This is a genomic window from Paucibacter aquatile (assembly GCF_002885975.1).
In the GTDB taxonomy this organism is placed as follows: domain Bacteria; phylum Pseudomonadota; class Gammaproteobacteria; order Burkholderiales; family Burkholderiaceae_C; genus Paucibacter_A; species Paucibacter_A aquatilis.
The window spans coordinates 1-13398 of record NZ_POSP01000001.1; the positions used below are offsets into that span (position 1 = coordinate 1).

Below are 13398 nucleotides of genomic sequence, written 5' to 3' on the forward strand. Positions count from 1 at the left end.
CTGGAAGATTAAATGATGGGGTGCAAGCTCTTGACTGAAGTCCCAGTAAACGGCGGCCGTAACTATAACGGTCCTAAGGTAGCGAAATTCCTTGTCGGGTAAGTTCCGACCTGCACGAATGGAGTAATGATGGCCACACTGTCTCCTCCAGAGACTCAGCGAAGTTGAAATGTTTGTGATGATGCAATCTCCCCGCGGAAAGACGGAAGACCCCATGAACCTTTACTGTAGCTTTACATTGGACTTTGAACAGATCTGTGTAGGATAGGTGGGAGGCTTTGAAGTGAGGACGCTAGTTCTCATGGAGCCAACGTTGAAATACCACCCTGGTGTGTTTGAGGTTCTAACCTTGGTCCCTTATCGGATTGGGGACAGTGTATGGTGGGCAGTTTGACTGGGGCGGTCTCCTCCCAAAGTGTAACGGAGGAGTTCGAAGGTACGCTAAATACGGTCGGAAATCGTGTTGATAGTGCATTGGCATAAGCGTGCTTGACTGCGAGACTGACAAGTCGAGCAGGTACGAAAGTAGGACAAAGTGATCCGGTGGTTCTGTATGGAAGGGCCATCGCTCAACGGATAAAAGGTACTCTGGGGATAACAGGCTGATACCGCCCAAGAGTTCATATCGACGGCGGTGTTTGGCACCTCGATGTCGGCTCATCTCATCCTGGGGCTGTAGCCGGTCCCAAGGGTATGGCTGTTCGCCATTTAAAGAGGTACGTGAGCTGGGTTTAAAACGTCGTGAGACAGTTTGGTCCCTATCTTCCGTGGGCGCTGCAAGATTGAGAGAGCCTGCTCCTAGTACGAGAGGACCGGAGTGGACGCACCTCTGGTGTATCGGTTGTCACGCCAGTGGCATCGCCGAGTAGCTAAGTGCGGAAGAGTAACCGCTGAAAGCATCTAAGCGGGAAACTCGTCTCAAGATGAGTCTTGCCGGGGCTTGAGCCCCCTGAAGGGGTCGTTCGAGACCAGGACGTTGATAGCTGGGTGTGGAAGCGCAGTATGCGTTAAGCTAACCAGTATAATTGCCCGTGAGGCTTGACCCTATAACTTTGACAGTTCAGCGATGGAACATCAGCCGATCTGATCAAGGATTATTGAGGACCAAGTTATACCGTTCTTCAGAAGTCAGATCATTCAACGAATGATCCAACGTGTGAACGCAATCAAAACCAGCTGATTCGAAGTGCAATACATGACGAACTCATGTATACTGCGCAGCTCTACAAATTGGGCCTGTTGAAAATCTCTGACGAGACTTCAGCAAGCCAACCAGTTAAGCCTGATGACCATAGCGAGGCGGTCCCACTCCTTCCCATCCCGAACAGGACAGTGAAATGCCTCAGCGCCGATGATAGTGCGGGTTCCCGTGTGAAAGTAGGTCCATCGTCAGGCTAATATCTAAGCAAACGCCCGGTCACATGCCGGCGTTTCTGTCTCTGAGTGTGGGTCTGCTAAGGCAGGTCGGCACTCGGTCCCTAGATGCAAGAAGTCTGCCTGGTGTGTGGCAGCGTTTGCCTCTGTGGATCCAGCTGGGCTTGGCCTGGTTGTAAGCAGAGCAGAAGTTGCAAGCTGATGAAAATCGCATGCAATAGGTGTTGACGATAGTGAAAACATCAGTCATAATCTCGCTTCTGTGCTGTTGACGAGCTGCAAGCAGTCGACAGGCGCAAGATTCGATGCAAGTCGGTCTTGTCAAGATGAGCTTGGCTCTCTTGGTTCTTTAAAAATTAACAGCCGATAAGCGTGGGCGTTTGAAGGTGAGTTTTGATGCTCGGTGACGAGTATCAAGTCTCTTAGACTTTAAACGCTCACGGGAAATTAGATGGAATCATGTAAATGGTTTCGTCGATTCCGTTGAGTAAATCAAGATCGAACTGGTAGAGTTTGATCCTGGCTCAATTGAACGCTGGCGGCATGCCTTACACATGCAAGTCGAACGGTAACAGGTTAAGCTGACGAGTGGCGAACGGGTGAGTAATGTATCGGAACGTGCCCAGTCGTGGGGGATAACTACTCGAAAGAGTGGCTAATACCGCATACGACCTGAGGGTGAAAGCGGGGGACCGTAAGGCCTCGCGCGATTGGAGCGGCCGATATCAGATTAGCTAGTTGGTGGGGTAAAGCCCACCAAGGCGACGATCTGTAGCTGGTCTGAGAGGACGACCAGCCACACTGGGACTGAGACACGGCCCAGACTCCTACGGGAGGCAGCAGTGGGGAATTTTGGACAATGGACGCAAGTCTGATCCAGCCATGCCGCGTGCGGGAAGAAGGCCTTCGGGTTGTAAACCGCTTTTGTCAGGGAAGAAACGAGTTTCTCTAATACAGAGACTTAATGACGGTACCTGAAGAATAAGCACCGGCTAACTACGTGCCAGCAGCCGCGGTAATACGTAGGGTGCAAGCGTTAATCGGAATTACTGGGCGTAAAGCGTGCGCAGGCGGTTATGCAAGACAGAGGTGAAATCCCCGGGCTCAACCTGGGAACTGCCTTTGTGACTGCATAGCTAGAGTACGGCAGAGGGGGATGGAATTCCGCGTGTAGCAGTGAAATGCGTAGATATGCGGAGGAACACCGATGGCGAAGGCAATCCCCTGGGCCTGTACTGACGCTCATGCACGAAAGCGTGGGGAGCAAACAGGATTAGATACCCTGGTAGTCCACGCCCTAAACGATGTCAACTGGTTGTTGGGAGGGTTTCTTCTCAGTAACGTAGCTAACGCGTGAAGTTGACCGCCTGGGGAGTACGGCCGCAAGGTTGAAACTCAAAGGAATTGACGGGGACCCGCACAAGCGGTGGATGATGTGGTTTAATTCGATGCAACGCGAAAAACCTTACCTACCCTTGACATGCCAGGAATCCTGCAGAGATGTGGGAGTGCTCGAAAGAGAACCTGGACACAGGTGCTGCATGGCCGTCGTCAGCTCGTGTCGTGAGATGTTGGGTTAAGTCCCGCAACGAGCGCAACCCTTGTCATTAGTTGCTACGAAAGGGCACTCTAATGAGACTGCCGGTGACAAACCGGAGGAAGGTGGGGATGACGTCAGGTCATCATGGCCCTTATGGGTAGGGCTACACACGTCATACAATGGCCGGTACAGAGGGCTGCCAACCCGCGAGGGGGAGCTAATCCCAGAAAACCGGTCGTAGTCCGGATCGTAGTCTGCAACTCGACTGCGTGAAGTCGGAATCGCTAGTAATCGCGGATCAGCTTGCCGCGGTGAATACGTTCCCGGGTCTTGTACACACCGCCCGTCACACCATGGGAGCGGGTTCTGCCAGAAGTAGTTAGCCTAACCGCAAGGGGGCGATTACCACGGCAGGGTTCGTGACTGGGGTGAAGTCGTAACAAGGTAGCCGTATCGGAAGGTGCGGCTGGATCACCTCCTTTCTAGAAAATGGTCGAGCAGTTGTTTGCTGCATGCAGCAGATGACCAGCGAGATCCACATGACTCATTTTTAAGCGCCCACACTTATCGGCTGTGAATACAACATCAGAGTAATAGCGTGAGCCTGCCGAGCTGGCCTCAACAGGCGAGCGTTACTGAGAGGCAGTGCACGCAAGAAACGCGTGGGTCTGTAGCTCAGTCGGTTAGAGCACCGTCTTGATAAGGCGGGGGTCGCTGGTTCGAATCCAGCCAGACCCACCACGGATTTGAAGAGATCCCGGGGGATTAGCTCAGCTGGGAGAGCACCTGCTTTGCAAGCAGGGGGTCGTCGGTTCGATCCCGTCATCCTCCACCAATTACTCTGTGCCATGGTTGACAAACCAAAGCATCCGTTGCGCGAAGGCGTGAGCGGTTGTTCTGGTTTGTCAGTCATAAGGCTCGAAAGAGTCGGCTGTTGTTCTTTAACAATTTGTAGAGTCGAATCAGCGCTGCTAGCGGAAAGCGCCATCTCGTAAAGGGGGTGAGCGTACCGTGCCGCTAGTAGCTTTTGATTGCGTCAAACACAAGACTTCAACTGAGCAAGAAATTGTTTAGGTATGAAGAACGGCGTAACGCGTGAATACTCAATAAACGTATGGAGCTGAGAGGCTCTGTACGAGTCCTTGACGACAGTGCAGTCAGCGCTGTCAAAGTTATAGGGTCAAGTGACTAAGTGCATGTGGTGGATGCCTTGGCGATTACAGGCGACGAAGGACGTGATAGCCTGCGATAAGCTTCGGGGAGCTGGCAAATTAGCTTTGATCCGGAGATTTCCGAATGGGGAAACCCACCCCGCGAGGGGTAACTCTGACTGAATACATAGGTCATTGTGGCGAACCGGGTGAACTGAAACATCTCAGTAGCTCGAGGAAAAGACATCAACCGAGATTCCGAAAGTAGCGGCGAGCGAAATTGGAGTAGCCTTTACGTTTTAGCATCGTGTATATCAGAACGGAATGGAAAGTCCGGCCATAGCGGGTGATAGCCCCGTATGAGAAATGCTGCGGTGTGGAACTAAGCGTAAGACAAGTAGGGCGGGACACGAGAAATCCTGTCTGAATATGGGGGGACCATCCTCCAAGGCTAAATACTCGTAATCGACCGATAGTGAACTAGTACCGTGAGGGAAAGGCGAAAAGAACCCCGGGAGGGGAGTGAAATAGATCCTGAAACCGCATGCATACAAAAAGTAGGAGCCCGCAAGGGTGACTGCGTACCTTTTGTATAATGGGTCAGCGACTTACATTCAGTGGCGAGGTTAACCGAATAGGGAAGCCGTAGAGAAATCGAGTCCGAATAGGGCGAATTAGTCGCTGGGTGTAGACCCGAAACCAAGTGATCTATCCATGGCCAGGATGAAGGTACCGTAACAGGTGCTGGAGGTCCGAACCGACTAATGTTGCAAAATTAGCGGATGAGCTGTGGATAGGGGTGAAAGGCTAAACAAACTTGGAAATAGCTGGTTCTCTCCGAAAACTATTTAGGTAGTGCCTCAAGTATTACCATCGGGGGTAGAGCACTGTTATGGCTAGGGGGTCATGGCGACTTACCAAACCATTGCAAACTCCGAATACCGATGAGTACAGCTTGGGAGACAGAGCACCGGGTGCTAACGTCCGGACTCAAGAGGGAAACAACCCAGACCGCCAGCTAAGGTCCCCAAAATTGGCTAAGTGGGAAACGAAGTGGGAAGGCTAAAACAGTCAGGATGTTGGCTTAGAAGCAGCCATCATTTAAAGAAAGCGTAATAGCTCACTGATCGAGTCGTCCTGCGCGGAAGATGTAACGGGGCTAAGCCAGTTACCGAAGCTGCGGATGTGCAATTTATTGCACGTGGTAGGAGAGCGTTCTGTAAGCCTGTGAAGGTGGGTTGTGAAGCCTGCTGGAGGTATCAGAAGTGCGAATGCTGACATGAGTAGCGTTAAAGGGGGTGAAAAGCCCCCTCGCCGAAAGCGCAAGGTTTCCTACGCAACGTTCATCGGCGTAGGGTGAGTCGGCCCCTAAGGCGAGGCAGAGATGCGTAGCTGATGGGAAACAGGTAAATATTCCTGTACCGATCAATAGTGCGATGTGGGGACGGAGAAGGTTAGCTCAGCCAACTGTTGGAATAGTTGGTTCAAGCGTGTAGTCGTGCTCTTTAGGCAAATCCGGAGAGCTTAGATGAGGCGTGATAACGAGTCTGCTTGCAGACGAAGTGAGTGATACCCTGCTTCCAGGAAAAGCCACTAAGCTTCAGCTATTGACGACCGTACCGCAAACCGACACTGGTGCGCGAGATGAGTATTCTAAGGCGCTTGAGAGAACTCTGGAGAAGGAACTCGGCAAATTGACACCGTAACTTCGGAAGAAGGTGTGCCTCTAGTATGTGTAGAGATTTACTCTCGAAGCAGAATGGGGCCGCAGAGAATCGGTGGCTGCAACTGTTTATTAAAAACACAGCACTCTGCAAAGACGAAAGTCGACGTATAGGGTGTGACTCCTGCCCGGTGCTGGGAAGATTAAATGATGGGGTGCAAGCTCTTGACTGAAGTCCCAGTAAACGGCGGCCGTAACTATAACGGTCCTAAGGTAGCGAAATTCCTTGTCGGGTAAGTTCCGACCTGCACGAATGGAGTAATGATGGCCACACTGTCTCCTCCAGAGACTCAGCGAAGTTGAAATGTTTGTGATGATGCAATCTCCCCGCGGAAAGACGGAAAGACCCCATGAACCTTTACTGTAGCTTTACATTGGACTTTGAACAGATCTGTGTAGGATAGGTGGGAGGCTTTGAAGTGAGGACGCTAGTTCTCATGGAGCCAACGTTGAAATACCACCCTGGTGTGTTTGAGGTTCTAACCTTGGTCCCTTATCGGGATTGGGGACAGTGTATGGTGGGCAGTTTGACTGGGCGGTCTCCTCCCAAAGTGTAACGGAGGAGTTCGAAGGTACGCTAAATACGGTCGGAAATCGTGTTGATAGTGCATTGGCATAAGCGTGCTTGACTGCGAGACTGACAAGTCGAGCAGGTACGAAAGTAGGACAAAGTGATCCGGTGGTTCTGTATGGAAGGGCCATCGCTCAACGGATAAAAGGTACTCTGGGGATAACAGGCTGATACCGCCCAAGAGTTCATATCGACGGCGGTGTTTGGCACCTCGATGTCGGCTCATCTCATCCTGGGGCTGTAGCCGGTCCCAAGGTATGGCTGTTCGCCATTTAAAGAGGTACGTGAGCTGGGTTTAAAACGTCGTGAGACAGTTTGGTCCCTATCTTCCGTGGGCGCTGCAAGATTGAGAGAGCCTGCTCCTAGTACGAGAGGACCGGAGTGGACGCACCTCTGGTGTATCGGTTGTCACGCCAGTGGCATCGCCGAGTAGCTAAGTGCGGAAGAGATAACCGCTGAAAGCATCTAAGCGGGAAACTCGTCTCAAGATGAGTCTTGCCGGGGCCTTGAGCCCCCTGAAGGGTCGTTCGAGACCAGGACGTTGATAGGCTGGGTGTGGAAGCGCAGTAATGCGTTAAGCTAACCAGTACTAATTGCCCGTGAGGCTTGACCCTATAACTTTGACAGTTCAGGCGATGGAAACATCAGCCGATCTGATCAAGGATTATTGAGGACACAAGTTATACCGTTCTTCAGAAGTCAGATCATTCAACGAAATGATCCAACGTGTGAACGCAATCAAAACCAGCTGATTCGAAGTGCAATACATGACGAACTCATGTATACTGCGCAGCTCTACAAATTGGGCCTGTTGAAAATCTCTGACGAGACTTCAGCAAGCCAACCAGTTAAGCCTGATGACCATAGCGAGGCGGTCCCACTCCTTCCCATCCCGAACAGGACAGTGAAATGCCTCAGCGCCGATGATAGTGCGGGTTCCCGTGTGAAAGTAGGTCATCGTCAGGCTAATATCTAAGCAAAACGCCCGGTCACATGGCCGGGCGTTTCTGTCTCTGAGTGTGGGTCTGCTAAGGCAGGTCGGGCACTCGGTCCCTAGATGCAAGCGAAGTCTGCCTGGTGTGTGGCAGCGTTTGCCTCTGTGGATCCAGCTGGGCTTGGCCTGGTTGTAAGCAGAGCAGAAGTTGCAAGCTGATGAAAATCGCATGCAATAGGTGTTGACGATAGTGAAAACATCAGTCATAATCTCGCTTCTGTGCTGTTGACGAGCTGCAAAGCAGTCGACAGGCGCAAGATTCGATGCAAGTCGGTCTTGTCAAGATGAGCTTGGCTCTCTTGGTTCTTTAAAAATTAACAGCCGATAAGCGTGGGCGTTTGAAGGTGAGTTTTGATGCTCGGTGACGAGTATCAAGTCTCTTAGACTTTAAACGCTCACGGAAATTAGATGGAATCATGTAAATGGTTTCGTCGATTCCGTTGAGTAAATCAAGATCGAACTGTAGAGTTTGATCCTGGCTCAGATTGAACGCTGGCGGCATGCCTTACACATGCAAGTCGAACGGTAACAGGTTAAGCTGACGAGTGGCGAACGGGTGAGTAATGTATCGGAACGTGCCCAGTCGTGGGGGATAACTACTCGAAAGAGTGGCTAATACCGCATACGACCTGAGGGTGAAAGCGGGGGACCGTAAGGCCTCGCGCGATTGGAGCGGCCGATATCAGATTAGCTAGTTGGTGGGGTAAAAGCCCACCAAGGCGACGATCTGTAGCTGGTCTGAGAGGACGACCAGCCACACTGGGACTGAGACACGGCCCAGACTCCTACGGGAGGCAGCAGTGGGGAATTTTGGACAATGGACGCAAGTCTGATCCAGCCATGCCGCGTGCGGGAAGAAGGCCTTCGGGTTGTAAACCGCTTTTGTCAGGGAAGAAACGAGTTTCTCTAATACAGAGACTTAATGACGGTACCTGAAGAATAAGCACCGGCTAACTACGTGCCAGCAGCCGCGGTAATACGTAGGGTGCAAGCGTTAATCGGAATTACTGGGCGTAAAGCGTGCGCAGGCGGTTATGCAAGACAGAGGTGAAATCCCCGGGCTCAACCTGGGAACTGCCTTTGTGACTGCATAGCTAGAGTACGGCAGAGGGGGATGGAATTCCGCGTGTAGCAGTGAAATGCGTAGATATGCGGAGGAACACCGATGGCGAAGGCAATCCCCTGGGCCTGTACTGACGCTCATGCACGAAAGCGTGGGGAGCAAACAGGATTAGATACCCTGGTAGTCCACGCCCTAAACGATGTCAACTGGTTGTTGGGAGGGTTTCTTCTCAGTAACGTAGCTAACGCGTGAAGTTGACCGCCTGGGGAGTACGGCCGCAAGGTTGAAACTCAAAGGAATTGACGGGGACCCGCACAAGCGGTGGATGATGTGGTTTAATTCGATGCAACGCGAAAAACCTTACCTACCCTTGACATGCCAGGAATCCTGCAGAGATGTGGGAGTGCTCGAAAGAGAACCTGGACACAGGTGCTGCATGGCCGTCGTCAGCTCGTGTCGTGAGATGTTGGGTTAAGTCCCGCAACGAGCGCAACCCTTGTCATTAGTTGCTACGAAAGGGCACTCTAATGAGACTGCCGGTGACAAACCGGAGGAAGGTGGGGATGACGTCAGGTCATCATGGCCCTTATGGGTAGGGCTACACACGTCATACAATGGCCGGTACAGAGGGCTGCCAACCCGCGAGGGGGAGCTAATCCCAGAAAACCGGTCGTAGTCCGGATCGTAGTCTGCAACTCGACTGCGTGAAGTCGGAATCGCTAGTAATCGCGGATCAGCTTGCCGCGGTGAATACGTTCCCGGGTCTTGTACACACCGCCCGTCACACCATGGGAGCGGGTTCTGCCAGAAGTAGTTAGCCTAACCGCAAGGGGGGCGATTACCACGGCAGGGTTCGTGACTGGGGTGAAGTCGTAACAAGGTAGCCGTATCGGAAGGTGCGGCTGGATCACCTCCTTTCTAGAAAATGGTCGAGCAGTTGTTTGCTGCATGCAGCAGATGACCAGCGAGATCCACATGACTCATTTTTAAGCGCCCACACTTATCGGCTGTGAATACAACATCAGAGTAATAGCGTGAGCCTGCCGAGCTGGCCTCAACAGGCGAGCGTTACTGAGAGGCAGTGCACGCAAGAAACGCGTGGGTCTGTAGCTCAGTCGGTTAGAGCACCGTCTTGATAAGGCGGGGGTCGCTGGTTCGAATCCAGCCAGACCCACCACGGATTTGAAGAGATCCCGGGGGATTAGCTCAGCTGGGAGAGCACCTGCTTTGCAAGCAGGGGGTCGTCGGTTCGATCCCGTCATCCTCCACCAATTACTCTGTGCCATGGTTGACAAACCAAAGCATCCGTTGCGCGAAGGCGTGAGCGGTTGTTCTGGTTTGTCAGTCATAAGGCTCGAAAGAGTCGGCTGTTGTTCTTTAACAATTTGTAGAGTCGAATCAGCGCTGCTAGCGGAAAGCGCCATCTCGTAAAGGGGGTGAGCGTACCGTGCCGCTAGTAGCTTTTGATTGCGTCAAACACAAGACTTCAACTGAGCAAGAAATTGTTTAGGTATGAAGAACGGCGTAACGCGTGAATACTCAATAAACGTATGGAGCTGAGAGGCTCTGTACGAGTCCTTGACGACAGTGCAGTCAGCGCTGTCAAAGTTATAGGGTCAAGTGACTAAGTGCATGTGGTGGATGCCTTGGCGATTACAGGCGACGAAGGACGTGATAGCCTGCGATAAGCTTCGGGGAGCTGGCAAATTAGCTTTGATCCGGAGATTTCCGAATGGGGAAACCCACCCCGCGAGGGGTAACTCTGACTGAATACATAGGTCATTGTGGCGAACCGGGTGAACTGAAACATCTCAGTAGCTCGAGGAAAAGACATCAACCGAGATTCCGAAAGTAGCGGCGAGCGAAATTGGAGTAGCCTTTACGTTTTAGCATCGTGTATATCAGAACGGAATGGAAAGTCCGGCCATAGCGGGTGATAGCCCCGTATGAGAAATGCTGCGGTGTGGAACTAAGCGTAAGACAAGTAGGGCGGGACACGAGAAATCCTGTCTGAATATGGGGGGACCATCCTCCAAGGCTAAATACTCGTAATCGACCGATAGTGAACTAGTACCGTGAGGGAAAGGCGAAAAGAACCCCGGGAGGGGAGTGAAATAGATCCTGAAACCGCATGCATACAAAAAGTAGGAGCCCGCAAGGGTGACTGCGTACCTTTTGTATAATGGGTCAGCGACTTACATTCAGTGGCGAGGTTAACCGAATAGGGAAGCCGTAGAGAAATCGAGTCCGAATAGGGCGAATTAGTCGCTGGGTGTAGACCCGAAACCAAGTGATCTATCCATGGCCAGGATGAAGGTACCGTAACAGGTGCTGGAGGTCCGAACCGACTAATGTTGCAAAATTAGCGGATGAGCTGTGGATAGGGGTGAAAGGCTAAACAAACTTGGAAATAGCTGGTTCTCTCCGAAAACTATTTAGGTAGTGCCTCAAGTATTACCATCGGGGGTAGAGCACTGTTATGGCTAGGGGGTCATGGCGACTTACCAAACCATTGCAAACTCCGAATACCGATGAGTACAGCTTGGGAGACAGAGCACCGGGTGCTAACGTCCGGACTCAAGAGGGAAACAACCCAGACCGCCAGCTAAGGTCCCCAAAATTGGCTAAGTGGGAAACGAAGTGGGAAGGCTAAAACAGTCAGGATGTTGGCTTAGAAGCAGCCATCATTTAAAGAAAGCGTAATAGCTCACTGATCGAGTCGTCCTGCGCGGAAGATGTAACGGGGCTAAGCCAGTTACCGAAGCTGCGGATGTGCAATTTATTGCACGTGGTAGGAGAGCGTTCTGTAAGCCTGTGAAGGTGGGTTGTGAAGCCTGCTGGAGGTATCAGAAGTGCGAATGCTGACATGAGTAGCGTTAAAGGGGGTGAAAAGCCCCCTCGCCGAAAGCGCAAGGTTTCCTACGCAACGTTCATCGGCGTAGGGTGAGTCGGCCCCTAAGGCGAGGCAGAGATGCGTAGCTGATGGGAAACAGGTAAATATTCCTGTACCGATCAATAGTGCGATGTGGGGACGGAGAAGGTTAGCTCAGCCAACTGTTGGAATAGTTGGTTCAAGCGTGTAGTCGTGCTCTTTAGGCAAATCCGGAGAGCTTAGATGAGGCGTGATAACGAGTCTGCTTGCAGACGAAGTGAGTGATACCCTGCTTCCAGGAAAAGCCACTAAGCTTCAGCTATTGACGACCGTACCGCAAACCGACACTGGTGCGCGAGATGAGTATTCTAAGGCGCTTGAGAGAACTCTGGAGAAGGAACTCGGCAAATTGACACCGTAACTTCGGAAGAAGGTGTGCCTCTAGTATGTGTAGAGATTTACTCTCGAAGCAGAATGGGGCCGCAGAGAATCGGTGGCTGCAACTGTTTATTAAAAACACAGCACTCTGCAAAGACGAAAGTCGACGTATAGGGTGTGACTCCTGCCCGGTGCTGGAAGATTAAATGATGGGGTGCAAGCTCTTGACTGAAGTCCCAGTAAACGGCGGCCGTAACTATAACGGTCCTAAGGTAGCGAAATTCCTTGTCGGGTAAGTTCCGACCTGCACGAATGGAGTAATGATGGCCACACTGTCTCCTCCAGAGACTCAGCGAAGTTGAAATGTTTGTGATGATGCAATCTCCCCGCGGAAAGACGGAAAGACCCCATGAACCTTTACTGTAGCTTTACATTGGACTTTGAACAGATCTGTGTAGGATAGGTGGGAGGCTTTGAAGTGAGGACGCTAGTTCTCATGGAGCCAACGTTGAAATACCACCCTGGTGTGTTTGAGGTTCTAACCTTGGTCCCTTATCGGGATTGGGGACAGTGTATGGTGGGCAGTTTGACTGGGGCGGTCTCCTCCCAAAGTGTAACGGAGGAGTTCGAAGGTACGCTAAATACGGTCGGAAATCGTGTTGATAGTGCATTGGCATAAGCGTGCTTGACTGCGAGACTGACAAGTCGAGCAGGTACGAAAGTAGGACAAAGTGATCCGGTGGTTCTGTATGGAAGGGCCATCGCTCAACGGATAAAAGGTACTCTGGGGATAACAGGCTGATACCGCCCAAGAGTTCATATCGACGGCGGTGTTTGGCACCTCGATGTCGGCTCATCTCATCCTGGGGCTGTAGCCGGTCCCAAGGGTATGGCTGTTCGCCATTTAAAGAGGTACGTGAGCTGGGTTTAAAACGTCGTGAGACAGTTTGGTCCCTATCTTCCGTGGGCGCTGCAAGATTGAGAGAGCCTGCTCCTAGTACGAGAGGACCGGAGTGGACGCACCTCTGGTGTATCGGTTGTCACGCCAGTGGCATCGCCGAGTAGCTAAGTGCGGAAGAGATAACCGCTGAAAGCATCTAAGCGGGAAACTCGTCTCAAGATGAGTCTTGCCGGGGCCTTGAGCCCCCTGAAGGGTCGTTCGAGACCAGGACGTTGATAGGCTGGGTGTGGAAGCGCAGTAATGCGTTAAGCTAACCAGTACTAATTGCCCGTGAGGCTTGACCCTATAACTTTGACAGTTCAGGCGATGGAAACATCAGCCGATCTGATCAAGGATTATTGAGGACACAAGTTATACCGTTCTTCAGAAGTCAGATCATTCAACGAAATGATCCAACGTGTGAACGCAATCAAAACCAGCTGATTCGAAGTGCAATACATGACGAACTCATGTATACTGCGCAGCTCTACAAATTGGGCCTGTTGAAAATCTCTGACGAGACTTCAGCAAGCCAACCAGTTAAGCCTGATGACCATAGCGAGGCGGTCCCACTCCTTCCCATCCCGAACAGGACAGTGAAATGCCTCAGCGCCGATGATAGTGCGGGTTCCCGTGTGAAAGTAGGTCATCGTCAGGCTAATATCTAAGCAGCGCCCCCGGTTCGAAAGAATCGGGGGCGTTTTGCTTTGTGGAGCCGACGTTGCGTGGTTCAACGTTGCATCGTTGTGGATCTCCGACGCTGGCGAATCGGTGTTCGTTGTCCATGCCCAG

Annotated in this window: 4 tRNA genes and 8 rRNA genes; all 12 read left to right on the forward strand. The window is 51.9% G+C overall.

Features of this window, described 5'->3' with window-relative positions:
* Nucleotides 1–1046 (forward strand): 23S ribosomal RNA (locus tag C1O66_RS00005); the annotation flags it as partial.
* A gap of 235 nt (nt 1047–1281) precedes the next feature.
* Nucleotides 1282–1395 (forward strand): 5S ribosomal RNA (gene rrf / locus C1O66_RS00010).
* 480 nt (nt 1396–1875) lie between these two features.
* A 16S ribosomal RNA gene (locus tag C1O66_RS00015) occupies nt 1876–3396 on the forward strand.
* A 182-nt stretch (nt 3397–3578) separates the two neighbouring features.
* Nucleotides 3579–3655: transfer RNA gene (locus C1O66_RS00020), tRNA-Ile, on the forward strand.
* 18 nt (nt 3656–3673) lie between these two features.
* Nucleotides 3674–3749, forward strand: a tRNA-Ala gene (locus C1O66_RS00025).
* 343 nt (nt 3750–4092) lie between these two features.
* Nucleotides 4093–6973: ribosomal RNA gene (locus C1O66_RS00030) — 23S ribosomal RNA — on the forward strand.
* 239 nt (nt 6974–7212) lie between these two features.
* Nucleotides 7213–7325, forward strand: a 5S ribosomal RNA gene (gene rrf / locus C1O66_RS00035).
* A 485-nt stretch (nt 7326–7810) separates the two neighbouring features.
* A 16S ribosomal RNA gene (locus C1O66_RS00040) occupies nt 7811–9334 on the forward strand.
* A gap of 182 nt (nt 9335–9516) precedes the next feature.
* A tRNA-Ile gene (locus C1O66_RS00045) sits at nt 9517–9593 on the forward strand.
* Between the two features lie 18 nt (nt 9594–9611).
* Nucleotides 9612–9687 (forward strand) — tRNA-Ala (locus tag C1O66_RS00050).
* Nucleotides 9688–10030: 343 nt separating this feature from the next.
* Nucleotides 10031–12912, forward strand: a 23S ribosomal RNA gene (locus C1O66_RS00055).
* A 239-nt stretch (nt 12913–13151) separates the two neighbouring features.
* Nucleotides 13152–13264: ribosomal RNA gene (gene rrf / locus C1O66_RS00060) — 5S ribosomal RNA — on the forward strand.
* Nucleotides 13265–13398: the final 134 nt, after the last annotated feature.